At 72.9% G+C, this 17,029-nt stretch carries 15 protein-coding genes, 1 tRNA gene and 1 pseudogene; 6 read left to right on the forward strand and 11 right to left on the reverse strand.

Translation table 11 applies throughout. The annotated features are described in order from the left end of the window. Nucleotides 1–43: 43 nt before the first annotated feature. A complete protein-coding gene (locus tag DMB38_RS14190) occupies nucleotides 44–1,549 on the reverse strand; it encodes an MDR family MFS transporter (RefSeq protein WP_125935494.1) in 1,506 nt (501 codons plus the stop codon). 200 nt (nucleotides 1,550–1,749) lie between these two features. Beyond that, a tRNA-Thr gene (locus tag DMB38_RS14195) sits at nucleotides 1,750–1,826 on the reverse strand. Nucleotides 1,827–2,004: 178 nt separating this feature from the next. On the opposite strand from DMB38_RS14195, the gene ugpC reads away from it, so the two are divergent. The 3 genes from ugpC to DMB38_RS14210 all read left to right on the forward strand — a co-directional run bounded on the left by ugpC (nucleotide 2,005) and on the right by DMB38_RS14210 (nucleotide 4,581). Further along, the gene (gene ugpC / locus DMB38_RS14200; protein ID WP_125935495.1) at nucleotides 2,005–3,141 is read left to right on the forward strand and encodes a sn-glycerol-3-phosphate ABC transporter ATP-binding protein UgpC; all 1,137 of its coding nucleotides are present in this window, start codon (nucleotides 2,005–2,007) and stop codon (nucleotides 3,139–3,141) included. 231 nt (nucleotides 3,142–3,372) lie between these two features. Continuing rightward, nucleotides 3,373–3,786, forward strand: a complete 414-nt coding sequence (locus tag DMB38_RS14205; protein WP_125935496.1) for a hypothetical protein — start codon at nucleotides 3,373–3,375, stop codon at nucleotides 3,784–3,786. Nucleotides 3,787–3,861: 75 nt separating this feature from the next. Beyond that, complete coding sequence (locus tag DMB38_RS14210) at nucleotides 3,862–4,581, forward strand: nucleotidyltransferase family protein (protein WP_125935497.1); 720 nt, start codon at nucleotides 3,862–3,864, stop codon at nucleotides 4,579–4,581. Nucleotides 4,582–4,658: 77 nt separating this feature from the next. Here DMB38_RS14210 and DMB38_RS14215 read toward each other — a convergent pair whose 3' ends face one another. From DMB38_RS14215 to DMB38_RS14245, 7 genes are all read right to left on the reverse strand, one after another. Continuing rightward, nucleotides 4,659–6,392: a DoxX family membrane protein gene (locus DMB38_RS14215; protein ID WP_125939030.1), complete on the reverse strand. Its 1,734-nt coding sequence runs from the start codon at nucleotides 6,390–6,392 to the stop codon at nucleotides 4,659–4,661. A 198-nt stretch (nucleotides 6,393–6,590) separates the two neighbouring features. Then, complete coding sequence (rlmB, locus tag DMB38_RS14220; protein ID WP_125935498.1) at nucleotides 6,591–7,547, reverse strand: 23S rRNA (guanosine(2251)-2'-O)-methyltransferase RlmB; 957 nt, start codon at nucleotides 7,545–7,547, stop codon at nucleotides 6,591–6,593. A 101-nt stretch (nucleotides 7,548–7,648) separates the two neighbouring features. Then, entirely contained in the window at nucleotides 7,649–9,049 is a 1,401-nt protein-coding gene (gene cysS, locus DMB38_RS14225; protein ID WP_125935499.1) for a cysteine--tRNA ligase, read from the reverse strand. A gap of 231 nt (nucleotides 9,050–9,280) precedes the next feature. Next, on the reverse strand, nucleotides 9,281–9,694 hold the full coding sequence (locus DMB38_RS14230; RefSeq protein WP_047016400.1) for a PPOX class F420-dependent oxidoreductase: 414 nt from the start codon (nucleotides 9,692–9,694) through the stop codon (nucleotides 9,281–9,283). Between the two features lie 97 nt (nucleotides 9,695–9,791). After that, complete coding sequence (gene ispF / locus DMB38_RS14235) at nucleotides 9,792–10,328, reverse strand: 2-C-methyl-D-erythritol 2,4-cyclodiphosphate synthase (protein ID WP_125935500.1); 537 nt, start codon at nucleotides 10,326–10,328, stop codon at nucleotides 9,792–9,794. Beyond that, nucleotides 10,318–11,127 carry a 2-C-methyl-D-erythritol 4-phosphate cytidylyltransferase gene (ispD, locus tag DMB38_RS14240; RefSeq protein ID WP_125935501.1) on the reverse strand — a complete coding sequence of 270 codons (810 nt, stop codon included), beginning with the start codon at nucleotides 11,125–11,127 and terminating at the stop codon, nucleotides 10,318–10,320. The genes ispF and ispD overlap by 11 nt, the downstream gene beginning before the upstream one ends. A gap of 630 nt (nucleotides 11,128–11,757) precedes the next feature. Then, nucleotides 11,758–12,240 carry a CarD family transcriptional regulator gene (locus tag DMB38_RS14245; RefSeq protein ID WP_018836077.1) on the reverse strand — a complete coding sequence of 161 codons (483 nt, stop codon included), beginning with the start codon at nucleotides 12,238–12,240 and terminating at the stop codon, nucleotides 11,758–11,760. Nucleotides 12,241–12,798: 558 nt separating this feature from the next. Between DMB38_RS14245 and DMB38_RS14255 the strand changes: the two genes are divergently transcribed. Then, nucleotides 12,799–13,548 carry a hypothetical protein gene (locus DMB38_RS14255; RefSeq protein ID WP_125935503.1) on the forward strand — a complete coding sequence of 250 codons (750 nt, stop codon included), beginning with the start codon at nucleotides 12,799–12,801 and terminating at the stop codon, nucleotides 13,546–13,548. 126 nt (nucleotides 13,549–13,674) lie between these two features. On the opposite strand, the pseudogene DMB38_RS14260 reads toward DMB38_RS14255, so the two are convergent. Both DMB38_RS14260 and DMB38_RS14265 read right to left on the reverse strand, forming a co-directional pair. Further along, nucleotides 13,675–14,354: pseudogene (locus DMB38_RS14260) on the reverse strand (response regulator transcription factor). An 88-nt stretch (nucleotides 14,355–14,442) separates the two neighbouring features. Continuing rightward, on the reverse strand, nucleotides 14,443–15,717 hold the full coding sequence (locus DMB38_RS14265; RefSeq protein ID WP_125935504.1) for an ATP-binding protein: 1,275 nt from the start codon (nucleotides 15,715–15,717) through the stop codon (nucleotides 14,443–14,445). 171 nt (nucleotides 15,718–15,888) lie between these two features. Here DMB38_RS14265 and phoU point away from each other — a divergent pair, with 171 nt between their 5' ends. Together phoU and DMB38_RS36115 are read left to right on the forward strand one after the other, a co-directional pair. Next, entirely contained in the window at nucleotides 15,889–16,563 is a 675-nt protein-coding gene (phoU, locus tag DMB38_RS14270) for a phosphate signaling complex protein PhoU (protein WP_047016406.1), read from the forward strand. A gap of 195 nt (nucleotides 16,564–16,758) precedes the next feature. After that, nucleotides 16,759–16,935 carry a hypothetical protein gene (locus DMB38_RS36115; protein ID WP_164715891.1) on the forward strand — a complete coding sequence of 59 codons (177 nt, stop codon included), beginning with the start codon at nucleotides 16,759–16,761 and terminating at the stop codon, nucleotides 16,933–16,935. Nucleotides 16,936–17,029 lie beyond the last annotated feature (94 nt).

Genomic DNA, 17,029 nt, shown 5'->3' on the forward strand with positions numbered 1-17,029 from the left:
GTCCGGCCTTGGCGATGCACCGCTCGATGGTGCTGCGGCGCACCTACGCGGTGACGCGCTCGCCGGGGGTGGGCTCCGGGTCCGCCTCGGGGGCGGGGTCCGCGGTGTCGTCGGCGGGCGGGGTCTCCACCCGGCGCGGGAGGGTGGCGGCCAGGGCGATCATCGCCACGGCCAGGGCCGCCGCCACGCCGAAGGCCAGCTTCATGCCGCTCACCTGGGCGGGGAGCGGGGCCATGCCGTCGTCCACCAGGCTCGTGGCGCGGGACGACATCACCGTCACCACCAGCGCCGTCCCGAAGGCCGCCGCGACCTGCTGGAGGGTGCCGAGGATGGAGCTGCCGTAGGAGTAGAGGTGCGAAGGCAGCGCGCCCATGCCGAGGGTGAAGACCGGGGTGAAGGTCGCCGCCAGGCTGATCATGAGGATGACGTGCAGCGCGAGGATGAGCCCGTACGGCGTCGTCATGGAGATCTGCGTGTAGCCGAAGAGGGCCGCCGCGATACCGGCCGAGCCCGGCACCACCAGACCCCGGCTGCCGAAGCGGTCGAACACCTTGCCGACCGTCGGGCCCAGCAGACCCATCGCCAGACCGCCCGGCATGACCAGCAGGCCGGTCTCCAGCGGGCTGAGGCCGCGGACGTTCTGCAGGTACAGGGGGAGCAGGATCATCGAGCCCATCATCGCCAGGAAGCCGACGGACATGACGGCCAGCGACCGGGTGAAGGCCCCGTACCGCAGGGTGCGCAGGTCCATCAGCGGGGTGCCCTTGCGCTGGAGCCGGAGCTGGCGGAAGGCGAAGAGGCCGACGGCCACGAGGCCGGCCACGGCGATGCCGATGCCGGTGCTCCTGCGGTCGTGCTCGCCGATGAGGCTCAGCCCGTAGACCAGGCCGCCGAAGCCGAAGGTCGCCACGCCGACGCTGACCCAGTCGATGGAGCTGACCTGCGGCTCGCCGATGTTCTCCAGCTTGCGCAGCCCGAAGACGGTCACCAGCGCGGCGATCGGCAGCACCACGACGAACAGCAGCCGCCACGAGCCGGCCTGGAGGATCAACCCGGACACGGTCGGGCCCAGCGCGGGGGCGGTGGACATCGCCAGGGTGACGTGGCCCATCACCTTGCCGAGGTGCTCCGAGGGCACCACCGCCATCAGGGTGGTCATGAGCAGCGGCATCATCACGGCGGTCCCGGCGGCCTGCACGATCCGGCCGGCCAGCAGCACGGCGAAGGTCGGCGCGACGGCCGACACGACGGTGCCGGCGAGGAACGTGCTCATGGCGACGGCGTACGCGCGCCGCGTGGTGACCCGCTGGAGGAACCAGCCCGTGACGGGGATCACGGTGGCCATGGTGAGCATGAACGCGGTGGACACCCACTGCGCCGCCTGCTCGGTGACGTCCATGGACTCCATCAGCCGCGGGATCGCGTTGATCATGATGGTCTCGTTGAGGATCACCACGAACGTCGCCAGCACCAGCAGCCGCACCACGGTCGGCGTCCGGCCTTCCGCCGCTTCATCTGCGGAGAAACGTTTCGTTATCGCCACTCGCATGACAGCTCCTCGCTGGGGTTCCTGATCACAGTCACCTCGCAGCCGGGGGCCGCGGACTGGATGGCTCGGTCGTTCCACCAAGACAGACCGGCGGGCACGCCGGAACTCATCGGCGTACAAGAATCGCACGCGGGACGGTGCCGCCGCCTCCGCATTTCGCCGCGGGCAGACGAGCGGACACGTGCAGGTCAGGTCCCCTCTGGAGCCCCCTGTCGGATTCGAACCGACGACCTACGCTTTACAAGAGCGTTGCTCTGACCGGCTGAGCTAAGGAGGCGCGCCCGTGAAGTGTAACCGGGGCGCCGCGCGGCGCGGTGATGCGTTTTCGGGACCTTCCAGGTGGTGACAAGGGGCCTGACCGGCAGGTACGGTCAGCGCCAAGGTTCACTCAGTGGACTGGACCACATCCTTTACTCGGATCGTCCGGCACGTTCCTGCCGGTGAAGGGAAACACCATGGCAACGGTTTCGTTCGACAAGGCCACCCGGGTCTACCCGGGCTCGGAGAAGCCCGCGGTCAGCGAGCTGGAGATCTCCATCGAGGACGGCGAGTTCCTCGTCCTGGTCGGCCCGTCCGGCTGCGGCAAGTCCACCTCCCTGCGGATGCTCGCGGGCCTGGAGGACGTGAACTCCGGCACCATCCACATCGGCGACCGCGACGTCACCCACCTGCCCCCGAAGGACCGGGACATCGCCATGGTGTTCCAGAACTACGCGCTCTACCCGCACATGACCGTCGCCGACAACATGGGCTTCGCGCTCAAGATCGCCGGCGTGCCGAAGACCGAGATCCGGCAGAAGGTCGAGGACGCCGCCAAGATCCTCGACCTCACCGAGTACCTCGGCCGCAAGCCGAAGGCGCTCTCCGGTGGTCAGCGGCAGCGTGTCGCGATGGGCCGCGCGATCGTCCGCGAGCCGCAGGTGTTCCTCATGGACGAGCCGCTGTCGAACCTCGACGCCAAGCTCCGCGTCCAGACCCGTACGCAGATCGCCGGCCTCCAGCGCCGCCTCGGCGTCACCACCGTGTACGTCACCCACGACCAGGTCGAGGCCATGACCATGGGCGACCGGGTCGCGGTGCTCAAGGACGGCCTGCTCCAGCAGGTCGCCACGCCGCGCGAGATGTACGACAAGCCGGAGAACCTGTTCGTCGCCGGCTTCATCGGCTCCCCCGCGATGAACCTCGTCGAGGTGCCGATCACCGACGGCGGCGTCAAGTTCGGCAACAGCGTCGTGCCCGTCAGCCGCGAGGCCCTGGCCGCCGCCTCCGACAAGGGCGACCGCACCGTCACCGTCGGCGTCCGTCCCGAGCACTTCGACATCGCCAACGGCGACACGCCCGCGGACAAGACCCTGTCGAAGGAGAAGGACGGCGCCCCCGCCGGTCTGCCGGTCACGGTGAACGTCGTCGAGGAGCTGGGCGCCGACGCCTACGTCTACGGTTCCGCGAACGTCGGCGGCGAGGACAAGGACCTGGTCGTCCGCGTCTCCGGCCGCGCCGTGCCGGACAAGGGCGCCACGCTCCACATCGTCCCGCGCTCCGGCGAGACGCACGTGTTCTCCACCTCCACCGGCGCGCGCCTCAGCGACTGACTGAGCGCCACCGCCGGGCGGTTCCCACGGAACGGCGCCGCAGCCCCTCAAGGCTGCGGCGCCGTTGCGCGTTTCCGGCCGCCGGGTACCGCGCGTAACGGCAAGTACGTCGGAAAGTCCGCCACTTCGTTCGACGTCCACGTCAACACGGAATTCGAATTTCCCGTCCAACCGCACTCGTCAGGGTGACTCAATGTCGCCAAATCACTACCGGTCGCTACGATCGCCCTCGTGAAACAGGCAGCCCGCCGTATCGGCAGAACCATCGCATTCGTCCTCCCCGTCGTACTCGTGCTGTCGGGTACGCTCGCGGTCGCCACCGTCCCCTGGGCGTCGCCCTCGACCGACGCCCGGATGCTCAGCGCCTCCGCGGAGAGCGCCACGGCCAGGTCCGGCGCCCGCGCACCGCAGGAGGTGCTACGGGAGCGGCTGATCGCCGAGTTGCAGGAGAAGGACCCGGGTGCCGCGCTCACGCAGTTGCAGCGCGAGGTGCACGCCCGGCCGTCGCTCGCGCGGCACTGCGCCGGCCTCGCCCGCGCGCTGGGCGAGGCGGCGGTCGCCAAGTACGGCGTCGCCCGCGCGCAGTCGTTCTCGCGCCCCGTCTGCGACACCGCGTTCGCGTCGGGGGTCGTCGCGGCCCAGTAGGGCGTCCGCCACCGGCCGGGAGCAGAGGGCCCCGCACCCGCGGGGCCTTGCTACCGGCCGGTTAGGGTGCGGGGTATGACCGCAGCCGCAGCACTACCCACTCAAGCCGTGGTCCTTGCCGGGGGGCAGGGGTCACGGCTTCGTCCGTACACCGACGACCGCCCCAAGCCGATGGTCGAGATCCCCGGCACCGGCGTGCCCATCATCGGGCACCAACTGGCGTGGCTGGCGGCCGAGGGCGTCACCGATGCGGTGGTGTCCTGCGGGCATCTCGCCGAGGTGCTGATGGACTGGCTGGACGCCACGGAGCTGCCGCTGAAGGTGACCTGCGTGGTCGAGAAGGAGCCGCTGGGGCGCGGCGGCGGGCTGAAGTTCGCGGCGGAGTCGCTGCCGCGGCCCGACGAGCCGTGGTACGCGACGAACGGCGACATCTGGACCCGGTTCTCGCTGGCCGCGATGGCCGCGTTCCACCAGGAGCGGGGCGCGGACGCCACGCTGGCGCTGGCGCGGCCGCACATGCCGTGGGGCGCGGTGGAGACGGACCAGTTCGGGCACGTCATCGACTTCATCGAGGCGCCGCCGTCGCCGTATCTCATCAACGCGGGGGTGTACGTCTTCTCCGCCGCCTTCCGCGACCTGCTGCCGGAGCGCGGCGACCACGAGCGCACGACGTTCCCGCGGCTGGCGCGGGAGCGCCGGCTGGCGGGCTTCCCGCTGCCGCAGGGGGCGTACTGGCGGGCCATCGACACGGCGAAGGACCTGACGGAGGCGGCGAAGGAACTGCGCCGGGGATAGGTGCGGGGGCCGGCGGCCGTACGGGCCGGGGCCCCCTCCGTATCGCGGAGGGAGCCCCGGGCCCGTACCGTCTGCGGCTAGCCGAGCAGTCCGCCGACCAGGCCCTTCGGCTTCTCCTCACCGCCGCCGCCCGTCGACCCGCCGCCCGTCGAGCCGCCGCCGCCCGTGCTCCCCGCGCCGTCGGCGCCCGACTCCGGCGCGCCCGCGCCCGGTGCCGGGGCGGTGCCGGAGTCCGCGCCGGAACCCGTGCGGGAGGGCGGCGGCGCCGGGTTCTCGGCGGACGGGGGCGGCGCCTGCTGCGACGCCGGGGGCACCGCCGGCTGCCGCTGCTCCGGGGGAACGCTGCCCGACTCCGTCGCCGGGCCCGCCTCCTCCGTACCCGGCTCGCCCGCCGCACCGGGGGAGGACGCCTCGCCGCCCGGCTCCGCGGAGCCGTCCCGCGACGGGGTCGCGGAACCCGCGTCGCCGCCCCGGGCCTTGCCGCCCGGCGTGGCGGGCAGCGGGGTGCCCGGCAGGTGGTTGACCGGCGGCTCGTCGGGGCCCGGTACCCGTACCGTGCTCGACGACCGCACCGCCGCCCCCAGCATCGACCCGACCAGGAGCGCGAGCCCGACGATCACCGTGGCCAGCACCGTCCCGCGGCGCAGCACCCGGCGGCGCAGCTCCCACAGTTCCGAGCGCGGCCCCAGCGTCCGCCACGCCTCGCCCGCGAGCCGGGCGTCGAGGGAGTACACGGGTGCGCCCGCGATCACGAGCGGGGACCAGGCGGCGAGGAAGAGGGCGTCCGTCGCGTCGTACGCGGAGGACGTCTGCCACGCCACCGTCACCAGCAGCCCGAGCGCGAGCAGCCCGCCGATGGCAGCGGCGAGCCGCTGCCACAGCCCGCAGATCGTCAGCACCCCGACGATGATCTGCAGGAACGCCACCGTCAGCCCGGTGCCGACGGGGTGCGCGAGCCCGAAGTCGTAGAGCGGCCTGGCGATGAACCACGGGTCCATCCGCTCCAGCCAGCTCCGCATCGAGCCGTGCTCGCCGCCGTCGAAGAAGAGCGGGTCGCTGAGCTTGCCCATGCCGGCGTAGAGGGAGACGAGGCCGAGGACGATGCGCAGAGGCAGCAGGACGACGCCGAGGTTCATCCGGCGCCCGGGGTAGTAGGCGTGCCGCACGGGGTCGGCGCCGTGGCGCTGGGTGCGGCGGCCGTCCCCGGGTCCGGCTCCGGCTCCGCCCGGCTCGGCGTCGAGCTCGTACGGCGCGTCGTAGCCGCCCTGCCCGTCGTCGTACGGGCCGTCCCCGGGGCCGTACGCCCCGGGGTGGCCGGCCGCGTACGGGCCGGCGGGCTCCGGGATGCGCGGGAGCACCTGCGTCGCGTCGGCGGCCGCCCCCGGCGGCATGCCGGAGGCGTCGATGCGGGGCAGCCGGTGGGTGGCGTCGTCCATGGGCGGGAGCACCTGCGTGGCGCCGTCGTAGCGGGGCAGGAACTGCGTCGGCGCCGCGTCGGCGCCGCCCGCGGGGTGCGGTCCCGCGTCGCCCCGGGGGATGGCCTGGAGCAGCCGCCCGGCAGCGGTGTCGTCCACGCGCCCCGTCCACACCACGGGCACCCGCCGCCGCCCGGCCCCGGCGGCGCCGACGGTCCCGGCGCCCACCGCCCCGGCGCCCACGCCCGCGCCGACGAGGGCGGGCTCGTACCCGCCGCCCCCGTACAGCGGCGCGCCCGCCGCGGCGAGCGTGCGGCGGGACGAGGGTCCGAGCCGGACCCGGAAACTGGGGTTGTCGACGTTGATCCGGGTGGGCTCGCTCGGCACCCGCACCATCGTCAGCCGGCCGGTGTCCTCGGGCTCCTGGGCGCTACCACCCGTGGGGGTGGGCGGTGTTCTGGTGTCCACGCTCCACTAACCGAGTGACGCGCCGTGAAGACACTGCCTGACAGAACCCTTTTGTGTCGGAGGCCGGTCAAACACACCGTTCGCAGGGGCTCGTTCCGATTCGCCGCACGCCGTCCCGTACGGCGGTCACGCCCTCCGGCGCGCCGCCTCGTACAGCACCACACCGGCCGCGACGCCCGCGTTCAGCGACTCCGCGCCGCCGGGCATCGGGATCCGCACCCGTACGTCGCACGTCTGCCCCACCAGCCGCGACAGGCCCTTGCCCTCGCTGCCGACCACGATGCACACCGGGCCGTCCAGCAGGTCCAGGTCCGGCAGCTCGACCTCGCCGTCGGCGGCGAGCCCGACGACCATCACGCCGGCCTTCTGGTACGCCTCCAGCGCGCGCGTCAGGTTCGTCGCCCGCGCCACCGGGGTGCGCGCCGCCGTGCCCGCGGAGGACTTCCACGCGCCCGCGGTCATGCCCGCCGCCCGGCGCTCCGGGATGACGACGCCGTGGCCGCCGAAGGCGGAGACGGAGCGGACCACGGCGCCGAGGTTGCGCGGGTCGGTGACCCCGTCGAGGGCGACGGCCAGCAGGTCCTCGGCGTCCTCGGCGGCGGCGTCGAGGAGGTCCTCGGGGTGGGCGTACTCGTAGGGCGGGACCTGGAGCACCAGGCCCTGGTGGTTCAGGCCGTCCGTCATCCGGTCCAGCTCGGGGCGCGGCGCCTCCATGAGGTGGACGTCGCCGCGGTCGCCGGCGAGCTGGAGGGCGGCGCGCACCCGGTCGTCGCTGTCGACGTACTGCTGGACGTAGAGCGTGGTGGCGGGCACGCCGTCGCGCAGCGCCTCGTACACCGAATTGCGCCCGACGACCAGCTCGCTGCTGCCCTTCCCGCCCCGGCGCCTCGCGGCCGGGCGGGCGGCGGCGGCCCTCTTCGAGCGCGCGTTGGCGGCGCGCTGCCTGGCGTGCCCGGGGCGCTGCTCGGCGGGCGGCGTGGGGCCCTTGCCCTGGAGGGAGCGGCGGCCCTTGCCGCCGCTGCCCTTGGTCGCGCCCTTCTTGCTCGCCGTTCTGCGGCCTCGGCGCTGACTGTTCCCGGCCATGGGGCTTCCACCTGCTTCTGCGATCGTCGTTCTCTACGTCATGAGTGTGCCGCCCGGCCCGCCGGGCGGCACAGCCGGGCTCGTACGCCCTGCTCCGCCGGTCAGCAGAGCGTCCAGCGCGGCCCGTCCGGGGTGTCCTCGATGGCGAGGCCCGACTGCTGGAGCTGGTCGCGGATGGCGTCCGCGGCGGCGTAGTCCTTGCGCGCCCGCGCCGCCTCGCGCTGCTCCAGCACCAGCCGGACGAGCGTGTCGACGGCCCCGTGCAGATCCGCGCCGCGGCCGGCGTCACCGGCCCCCGTCCACTGCGGGTCGAGCGGGTCGAGGCCGAGCACGCCCAGCATGGCGCGCACCTCGGCGAGGCGGGCGACGGCGGCTTCCTTGTCGTCCGCGGAGAGGGCGGCGTTGCCCTGCCGGACGGTGGTGTGCACGACGGCGAGGGCCTGCGGCACTCCGAGGTCGTCGTCCATCGCCTCGGCGAACGCGGGCGGCACGTCGGCGGCGGGCGCGACGGGCCCGCCCGCCTTCTCCACCACCCGCTGCACGAAGCCCTCGATGCGCGCGAACGCCGACTCGGCCTCGCGCAGGGCCTCCTCGCTGTACTCGATGGTGGAGCGGTAGTGCGGGGTGCCCAGGTAGTAGCGGAGGACGATGGGGCGCCAGCGCTTGACCATCTCGGAGATGAGCACCGAGTTGCCGAGCGACTTGGCCATCTTTTCGCCGGCGATGGTCACCCAGGCGTTGTGCAGCCAGTAGTCGGCGAACTCGTCGCCGAAGGTCTTGGACTGCGCGATCTCGTTCTCGTGGTGCGGGAAGACGAGGTCGATGCCGCCGCCGTGGATGTCGAAGCGGGAGCCCAGGTACTTGTGGGCCATCGCCGAGCACTCCAGGTGCCAGCCGGGCCGGCCGCGGCCCCAGGGGGTCTCCCAGGACGGCTCGCCGGGCTTGGCGGCCTTCCACATGGCGAAGTCCCGCTGGTCGCGCTTGCCGGTCTCCCCCTCGCCCTCGGGCTGGCGGAGGTTGTCCAGCTCCTGGTTGGACAGGGCGAGGTAGCCGGGGTACGAGCGCACGTCGAAGTACACGTTGCCGTCGGCGGCGTAGGCGTGCCCGGAGTCGATGAGCGCGCGCATCATCTCGATCATCTCGGGCACGTGCCCGGTGGCCCGCGGCTCGTACGTGGGCGGGAGGCAGCCGAGCGCCTCGTAGCCGTCGTTGAAGGCGCGCTCGTTCTCGTACCCGATGGCCCACCAGGGGCGGCCCTGGTCCGCGGACTTGGAGATGATCTTGTCGTCGATGTCGGTGACGTTGCGGATGAACGTCACGTCGTAGCCGCGGTGGAGCAGCCACCGGCGCAGGATGTCGAAGTCGAGCCCCGACCGGATGTGGCCGATGTGCGGGGCGGCCTGCACGGTGGCACCGCACAGGTAGATCGAGACGCAACCCGGGACGATCGGGGTGAAGTCACGGATCTGCCGGGCGCTGGTGTCGTACAGGCGAATGGTCACGCCTCAAGGGTAGTAGGGCCGGGACGCCCCGAGGGCCGCAGCCCGTGTATAGACGCCCCGGAGTCCCGCCCCGGGGCGGCCTCCCGCACGACTCCCCCCGAACACCCCTCCCCGGCCACACCCTGCCTCCCCTGCCTCCCCTGCCTCCCCGCACGCCCGCCCCAGGGTAGGCCGCGGCACCGACAGCCGGGCGTGGGGCGGGCCGCCGCCCCACGCCGCGGGCGGCGTCGCTCAGTGCAGGTTTCCCTGGCCCGAGATCTTCTCCGGGGTGACGCGCACGACCACCCGCGTCCCCTCCCCGGCGCGGCCGCCGCTGAAGGTGTCGTAGTCCTTGCCCGTGTACTTCACCGACAGTTCGTCGATCAGCTCACGGCCGCCCTCCGTGGTGACGCTGGCCGTGCCGCGCACCTGGGCGTAGTTGTACGGGGCCGCCGGGTCGATCACGACGACGCTGACCCGCGGATCGCGGCTCAGGTTACGGGCCTTGACGCGCTCGGCGGTGGTGGAGAAGAGCAGGTCGTCGCCGTCCCGCTTCACCCAGACGGGCGACGCCTGCGGGGCGCCGTCGGGCTGCACGGTGGCGACGGTGATGAAGACCTGGCCGTCGAGGACCTGCTTGAGGCTGGCGGGGAGGGCGACTGACACGGTGGGGACTCCTCGGGTTTCACGCACGTATGGCACTACCTGAGTACCCAACAACCAACCCGCCACGGACCTTCCGCGCGGCAGCGCGGAACGTCCGTCACCCGGCCGGCGGCAGGAGGAGCGCGGTGGCGATCGCCGCCAGGCCCTCGCCCCGGCCGGTGAGCCCGAGGCCGTCGGTCGTCGTGCCGGAGACGGACACCGGCGCCCCGGCCGCGGCCGACAGCGCCTCCTGGGCCTCGGCCCGCCGCTTGCCGATCTTCGGCCGGACGCCGATCACCTGGATCGCGACGTTGCCGACGTGGAAGCCGGAGGCGCGCACGATACGGGCCGCCTCGCCCAGCAGCGCGACGCCCGCGGCGCCGGACCACTCCGGGCGGTCGGTGCCGAAGTGCGCGCCGAGGTCGCCGAGGCCGGCGGCGGAGAAGAGCGCGTCGCAGGCGGCGTGCGCGGCGACGTCGCCGTCGGAGTGGCCGTCGAGGCCGTGGCTCTCGCCCTCCCAGAGCAGGCCGGCGCACCAGAGCTCGCGCCCCTCCGCGAAGGCGTGCACGTCGGTGCCGACGCCGATGCGCGGCAGCACACCGTACGGACCGGCCGCACCGGCCTCAGCAGCGGGAACGCTCGCGTCAGAAGGCATCCGTCGCCCTCCTGCGCGCCAGTACGGCCTCGGCCAGCACCATGTCCAGCGGCCGCGTCACCTTGAACGCCTCCTCGTGCCCGGGTACGAGCACGACCTCGACGCCCAGCCGCTCGACCATGCCCGCGTCGTCCGTGGCGCCCTCGCCGGCGGCGGGCACCTTCTCGTGGGCCTCGGTGAGCACCCGGCGGTCGAAGCCCTGCGGGGTCTGCACCGCGCGCAGCGCGGCCCGCTCGGGGGTGGCGACGACCGGCTCCGGGCGGCCCGGCTCGCCGCCGGGCACGACCTGCTTGACGGTGTCGGTGACGGGCAGCGCCGGTACGACGGCGGGTGCCCCGGCCCGTACCGCGGCGGCGACGGCCTCCACGGTGTCCACCGGCACCAGCGGGCGGGCGGCGTCGTGCACGAGCACGACGTCGACGTCGTCGGGGAGCGCGGCCAGCCCGAGGCGTACGGAGTCCTGGCGGGTGTCACCGCCGGGGACGACGACGATCTCGGTCGAGTCGAGGTGCTCCAGGTGGTCGTCGAGCAGGGTGCGCACCTGTGCCGCCTCACCGGGCGGGCCGACGACGACCACGAGGGACACCGCACGGGCGCGCGACAGGGCGCGGACGGCGTGCACGAGCATCGGCGTACCGCCGAGGGCGCGCAGGGCCTTGGGCGCGCCCGGGCCGAGCCGTACTCCGCGGCCCGCGGCGGGGATCACCGCGGCGCATCTGTACGGAGCTGACGGGTCCGAGTGGCCGGGCCGGGTCCGTACGGACGCGGCGGGCGAGTCGGACGTGCCTGACGGAGACATTGCGGTGTTCAGGTTTGTGTCCTTGGACGACATGGGTATGGCCAAAAGCGTGCCGGGCACGTGCTTCGTGCCCCCACCGCGGAGCTCGCTGACGACCCCCTTCCGTGACGCACATGGTCGCAGCAGCTACCCGGGCCCGGCACGGTTGTCCACAGAAAGCGGGACAGCCGTCGGCCCGGCGCGCCGCACGCGAGCATACGCACGCGCGGCGCGGGAGCCTACGGCTGCCCCCCGAAACCCGGCACGCTTTCAGCCGTCGGACGGACGTGAAAGGACGAGCGGGGACAAACGGACGGACCACGTAGGACGTGGCCTGGCAGCGCCTGCACACCGGCGACGGCAGCGACTCCGGCACCCGGCACCCGGATCGGCACCGGGGTCCGGCGGATCGACGGAATGCGCGTGTGTGACGACACACGCGACCGACGAACGCCGACGGCCGGAACCGGACAGCCCGCAACCGTACCGATGCCGAGACGGCGGCACCGGCGCAGCAGGCACCGAACAGAGCCGTGACCACCTGACCGGGCAGCCGCGGCGGCACCCGGAAACCGGGCGATGCCGCAGCCGTCACGGCCACGGCGCCCATCGGGCACCGCCGACGTGACGTGAGGCGCGGTCAGGCGCCGTTCAGGACGCCAGCACCTCGTCGAGCAGCGCTTCCGCCTTGTCCTCGTTCGTGCTCTCACACAGCGCCAGCTCGCTCACCAGGATCTGACGGGCCTTGGCGAGCATCCGCTTCTCTCCGGCGGAGAGACCGCGCTCGCGCTCCCGCCGCCAGAGATCCCGGACGACCTCCGCGACCTTGATCACGTCACCCGAAGCGAGCTTCTCCAGGTTCGCCTTGTACCGCCGGGACCAGTTGGTGGGCTCTTCCGCATACGGTGCACGCAGCACCTCGAAGACCCGCTCCAACCCTTCCTGGCCAACCACATCGCGTACCCCGACGAACTCGGCATTGTCCGCCGGCACGCGCACCGTCAAGTCGCCCTGCGCGACTTTCAGCACCAAGTAGGTCTTGTCCACACCTTTGATCTGGCGAGTTTCGATGGCCTCGATCAGCGCGGCCCCGTGATGGGGATAGACCACGGTGTCGCCAACCTTGAACGTCATGTGACAGGTACCCCTTCCGTGGCTATCCAGGGTAACACGGCACAGGCCGCTTCTGAATGGCGTTTTCGCAGGTCAGGGCCCGTCTCGGGGCTTGACAATCGACCCTGGAACGTGCTTCGCCCGCCGCCGGAATCATGGTTTCCGCAGGTCGGACCGCTCCTGCCGGAAACCCGAAACACGAAGGTTACCTACCGCCGGAAGGCTCGACAGGGCGACGATCGTCCCGATTTGTCGGAGTCGGCCGGTGAAGTCGTACTGCTCCGTTCGGCCGATCACGATCGAATCCGGCCGGATTCCATGAATTGATCACGCGGGCTGTGATCGATATCCCCGCTCTCCCTCCGCCGGTGTTCCGCTCCTTCTTCCCACCACCCTTCCCCCGCGGATATTGCCGGGCATTAGCACGGCCGTACGCAGGACGTGAGCGAAGGGGCGCCGGGACGCGAGAGGGCGGGTCGGGTCCGTGCCCCCAGAAGGGGGTCGGTACTGTTCCCCCCAGCACCACCGTCACCGCACCCGAGCCGAACCGGCCCTCACGTCCAAGGAGATGCCGCCGCCGTGAGCAGCAGCAGCATTCGACGCGGCACGCTCGCCGCGACCGCCCTCGCTCTCTCGCTCGCCGCCCTCACCGCGTGCGGGGCGGGCAACAACGCCGAGACCCTGAAGATCAACCCCGACAACGCGCGGGTCACCGCCGGCAGCATCAAGATCCAGAACGCGGTGGTCATCACCCCGGCGGACGAGGCCGACGGTCCCGCCGCGGTCTCCGCGCGGATCTTCAACAACGGCGACCGGGACCAGACGCTGGAGCGGCTGACGCTCGCGGACGGGGGCCAGGAGCTGGAGCTGTCCGGCGCGAACGGCCGGGGCGACGTGGTGGTGCCGGCGGGCGGCTCGGTGATGCTGGGCGGCGAGGGCCACGCCTCGGCGGTGCTGCCCGACGGGCACGACGCCGGGCACGGCGCGACGAAGAAGCTCGCCTTCGAGTTCAGCCGGGAGGGCGAGGTACGCCTCGCCGCGTTCATCGTCGCGGACGACGGCGAGTACGCGCCCTGGGCCGCGACCCCGACGCCGACCCCGACGCCGACCCCGGTGGAGACCGGGACGTCCTCCCCGGACGCCGAGCCCGGCGAGGACGCGGGTACGGGCACCGGCACGGACGCCACCGACGGCGCGGAGGGCGGCGCCGAGGGCGCGGACGCCACCGACGGCGCCTCGCCGGACGCGGATGCCACGGAGAACGCCGGTCAGGGCACGGACGCCGCCGAAGGCGCGACGTCCTCGGAGAGCCCGGTCACCGAGCAGTAGGCGGTACGCCCCGGGCGCGCGGCGGCGCGGTCACGCCCCGGCGCCCCGGCGCTGCCGCGCGCCGGGGCCGGGTGCCCTTCCGTTCCGTACGGCGGACGCACACGCGCACCCGCCGCACCGGCCCGCCTACGGCTCGAACTTGTAGCCCAGGCCGCGGACCGTCACCAGATACCGCGGCGCGCCCGGATCGGGCTCGATCTTCGCGCGCAGCCGCTTGACGTGGACGTCGAGGGTCTTGGTGTCGCCGACGTAGTCGGCCCCCAGACCCGGTCGATGAGCTGCATCCGGGTCAGCACCCGGCCGGCGTTGCGCAGCAGCATCTCCAGCAGGTCGAACTCCTTCAGCGGCAGGTCGACCTTGTCACCGGCGACCGTCACCACGTGCCGGTCGACGTCCATCCGGACCGGGCCGACCTCCAGGGCCGCCGGTTCCGCCTCCTCCGGTTCGCCGCGGCGGCGCAGGACCGCGCGGATCCGGGCGACCAGCTCCCGGGAGGAGAAGGGCTTGGTCACGTAGTCGTCGGCTCCTATCTCCAGGCCGACGACCTTGTCGATCTCGCTGTCCTTGGCGGTCACCATGATGACCGGGACGTTGGACCTGCCGCGCAACTGGCGGCACACCTCGGTGCCGGGCAGGCCCGGCAGCATGAGGTCCAGCAGCACCAGGTCGGCGCCGTTGCGGTCGAAGTCGTCGAGCGCCTCGGGGCCCGTGGTGGCCACGGCCACCTCGAAGCCCTCCTTGCGGAGCATGTACGACAGTGCGTCGCTGAACGATTCTTCGTCCTCGACGACGAGAACCCGGGTCACGCTCTGACCTCCGAGGGGGACGGACAGCACGAAGTGGGAGGGGCGGGGCGGCGGGGGGTGGGGCCGCGCCGGGGGGTGGGCACGCGGGTCACGGAATGACCTCCGGAGCTGTGTCTGACGCGTCGGTCCCGTCGAACCGGAGCCGTGCCTCGCCGTCGAGGTCCTCCGGGCCGATGAGAGCGCCGCTGCGGCCGGTGTCGGGCCGGCCGCTCTTCGGACGTGCGGCTTCGGGTAGCCGCAGGGTGAACGTGGAGCCCTGGCCCTCAGCGCTCCATACCGTGACCTCCCCGCCGTGCGAGGCTGCCACGTGCTTGACGATGGCGAGACCCAGTCCGGTCCCGCCGGTGGCCCGCGAGCGCGCCGGGTCGACCCGGTAGAAGCGCTCGAAGACCCGCTCGCGGTCCTTCTCCGAGATGCCGATGCCCTGGTCGGTGACCGCGATCTCGATCAGGTCGCCGCCCTGGGCGGGCAGCCGGCGGGCCGCGATGCCGACCCTGGTACGGGCCGGGCTGTAGTTCACGGCGTTCTCCACCAGGTTGCCCAGGGCCGCGGCGAGCTGGCCGCGGTTGCCCCAGACGTGGAGCCCGGCCGTGCCGCCGGTGGCGATGGTTATCTGCTTGGCGCCGGCCTGCTGCCGGCACCGCTCGATGGCCTCGCCGACCAGCTCGTCGACCCGTACCGGCTCGGCGTCCTCCAGCGGGTCGTCGTTCTGCACCCGGGAGAGGTCGATCAGCTCCTGCACGAGGCTGGTCAGCCGGGTCGCCTCGCCCTGCATCCGGCCGGCGAACCGCTCCACGGCCTCGGGGTCGTCAGCGGCGTCCATGACCGCCTCGGAGAGCAGGGACAGCGCGCCGACCGGGGTCTTCAGCTCGTGGCTCACGTTCGCGACGAAGTCGCGGCGGACGGCCTCGATGCGCCGCGCCTCGGTCATGTCCTCGACGAGCAGCAGGACGAGCCGGGAGCCGAGCGGGGCGACGCGGGCGGAGACCGCCAGCGCCTCGCCGCGGCCGCTGCGCCGGGGCAGGTCCAGCTCCACCTGCCGTATCTCGCCGTCGCGCCGCGTGTCGCGGGCCATGGCCAGCATCGGCTCCACGGCCAGCCGGCCACCGCGGACCAGTCCCAGGGCGTACGCCGCGGAGCTGGCCTTGACGACGGCGTCGTCCTCGTCGAGCACGACGGCGGAGGAGCGCAGGACGGACAGGACGGTGTCCACGCCGGGCGGCAGCACCGCGTCCGTGTGCAGCGAGGTGCGCGTGGGCCTGGCCTGCTCACGCTCGCTCCAGCGGAACGCGAGCACGGCGATCACGCCGGTGCACAGCCCGGCGATCGCTGCCGCCGCGGCGACCGCCGCGTTCACGTCCATGACTCCAGGTTAGGCACGTCGTGCACCCCTTCCACAGCCATCCGGGTACCGGCTCGAACACTGGTCGCCAAGAGTTCACTCTCAGGTCGGTCTCGATTCACTAAGTGGCGCATCGTCCCCTGCATGGTGGATGCTGCATAAATCGGCAAAGAGGATGGACGGGACACTGGGATGCGCGACTCTTACCACGAGGAGCTCGACTCGATCGGCGAGGGACTGGTCGACATGGCCCGGCTGGTCGGCTCCGCCATGGGCCGTGCCACGGCAGCCCTGCTCGACGCCGACCTGCAGCTCGCCGAGAGCGTGATCGCCGGCGACGAGAAGGTGGACGACCTGCAGCGCGAGCTGGAGACGCGGGCCATCCAGCTCCTCGCCCGGCAGCAGCCGGTGGCCACGGACCTGCGCATCGTGGTGACGTCGCTGCGGATGAGCGCCGACCTGGAGCGCGCCGGCGACCTGGCCAAGCACGTCGCCAAGCTCGCCCGGCTGCGCTACCCCGGCCGCTGCATCCCCGACGACCTGCACGCCACCGTCCTGGAGATGGGGCAGCTCGCGCAGCGGCTGATGGCGAAGACCGCGGAGGTCGTCACCACCAAGAACGTCGACCTGGCGCTGGAGCTGGAGCAGGACGACGACCGGATGGACTACCTGCACCGCAAGATCTTCCAGCACCTGATGGACGACCGCTGGAAGCACGGCATCGAGACCGCGGTGGACGTGACGCTGATCGGCCGCTACTACGAGCGCTTCGCCGATCACGCCGTGGCCTGCTCCGGACGGGTGGTCTACCTGGTGACCGGCGAGCACGCCGACGAACTGAGCGCGGCACCGGTCGAAGGAGCGTAGGGGCGTAGCCACCAGCGCGCGGGGGGCACGGCCCCCGCGCGCGCCGGGCGCGCTCGGAGGCGGATCGCGCGCCGGGCGCGGCCTCCGGGGCGTACGGCCGTACGACGGTCGCAGATGCATCCGCGCGCCCGCATGTGCGCCCCGGCCGCCGGGGCAGCCTCCTGGTGGAAGGGAACACCCTGCTAGGAGGTCCGCATGCCGGAAGAGTTCACCTCCCGCACCCGTGCCGACCCGCGCGCCACGGCACGGCCGCCGCGGATGCGCCCGAAGATGACCCCGCTGCCGAAGCTCAGCTCCTGCTCCTGCGGCCCCGGCTGCTCCTGCGGGTGCCAGTCGGGCGGGTCGTGCAACTGCGGCGGGAGCTGCGGCTGAGCCGCCGGACGACGCCTGCGACGAGACGCCCGCAGCCTCTGCCCTGACGACGCCGGGCAGGGGCTGCGGTGTACGTACGCCCCGGGGCGGGCCG

The organism is Streptomyces sp. WAC 06738, from assembly GCF_003945505.1.
In the GTDB taxonomy this organism is placed as follows: domain Bacteria; phylum Actinomycetota; class Actinomycetes; order Streptomycetales; family Streptomycetaceae; genus Streptomyces.

What these genes read in the sequence shown, in the direction of transcription:
- DMB38_RS14245 (WP_018836077.1), bottom strand. Translation starts at nt 12,240, where the DNA reads ATGACGTTCAAGGTTGGCGACACCGTGGTCTATCCCCATCACGGGGCC.
- DMB38_RS14265 (WP_125935504.1), bottom strand. Translation starts at nt 15,717, where the DNA reads ATGGACGTGAACGCGGCGGTCGCCGCGGCGGCAGCGATCGCCGGGCTG.
- ispF (WP_125935500.1), bottom strand. Translation starts at nt 10,328, where the DNA reads ATGCCTTCTGACGCGAGCGTTCCCGCTGCTGAGGCCGGTGCGGCCGGT.
- DMB38_RS14215 (WP_125939030.1), bottom strand. Translation starts at nt 6,392, where the DNA reads ATGGTGCGGGTGCCGAGCGAGCCCACCCGGATCAACGTCGACAACCCC.
- ispD (WP_125935501.1), bottom strand. Translation starts at nt 11,127, where the DNA reads ATGTCTCCGTCAGGCACGTCCGACTCGCCCGCCGCGTCCGTACGGACC.
- rlmB (WP_125935498.1), bottom strand. Translation starts at nt 7,547, where the DNA reads ATGGCCGGGAACAGTCAGCGCCGAGGCCGCAGAACGGCGAGCAAGAAG.
- ugpC (WP_125935495.1), top strand. Translation starts at nt 2,005, where the DNA reads ATGGCAACGGTTTCGTTCGACAAGGCCACCCGGGTCTACCCGGGCTCG.
- phoU (WP_047016406.1), top strand. Translation starts at nt 15,889, where the DNA reads ATGCGCGACTCTTACCACGAGGAGCTCGACTCGATCGGCGAGGGACTG.
- DMB38_RS36115 (WP_164715891.1), top strand. Translation starts at nt 16,759, where the DNA reads ATGCCGGAAGAGTTCACCTCCCGCACCCGTGCCGACCCGCGCGCCACG.
- DMB38_RS14190 (WP_125935494.1), bottom strand. Translation starts at nt 1,549, where the DNA reads ATGCGAGTGGCGATAACGAAACGTTTCTCCGCAGATGAAGCGGCGGAA.
- DMB38_RS14210 (WP_125935497.1), top strand. Translation starts at nt 3,862, where the DNA reads ATGACCGCAGCCGCAGCACTACCCACTCAAGCCGTGGTCCTTGCCGGG.